This window comes from Thermococcus sp. 21S9 (genome assembly GCF_012027635.1).
Taxonomy (GTDB): domain Archaea; phylum Methanobacteriota_B; class Thermococci; order Thermococcales; family Thermococcaceae; genus Thermococcus.
The window spans coordinates 1-465 of record NZ_SNUS01000031.1 but is presented as its reverse complement, the minus strand read 5'-3'; the positions used below and the strand labels follow the sequence as shown (position 1 = coordinate 465).

General features: G+C 52.7%; 1 protein-coding gene. It reads left to right on the top strand.

Annotation, left to right across the window (positions count from 1 at the left end; genetic code table 11):
• Window positions 1-465, top strand: a 465-nt coding sequence (locus tag E3E28_RS10815) for an alpha-hydroxy-acid oxidizing protein (RefSeq protein ID WP_167915457.1), incomplete at both ends; no start/stop codon positions are given.

Below are 465 nucleotides of genomic sequence, written 5' to 3'. Positions count from 1 at the left end.
CAATCCACATGAACCCCCTCCAGGAGAGCGTCCAGCCCGAAGGGGATACACAGTACAGGGGTGTCCTGAAGGCCCTCGCCGAGCTTAAGGCCGAGTTCCCCTACCCGATAATTGCTAAAGAAACCGGCGCGGGAGTTTCAATGGAGGTCGCGATACGGCTCGAGAGCATTGGAATAGACGCGATTGACGTCGGCGGCCTCGGTGGGACGAGCTGGAGCGGCGTTGAGTACTACAGGGCAAAAGACGAAAGGAGCAGAAATCTGGCCTTAAAGTTCTGGGACTGGGGAATTCCCACAGCAATTAGTGTTGTGGAAGTTAGATATGCAACTGACTTGCCGATAATAGCAACTGGCGGAATTAGAGACGGTATAATGATTGCAAAAGCTTTAGCTCTTGGAGCGAACTTAGCTGGAGTTGCTTTGCCTCTGCTGAAACCAGCAGTTAGGGGAGATGTTGAGGGAGTAA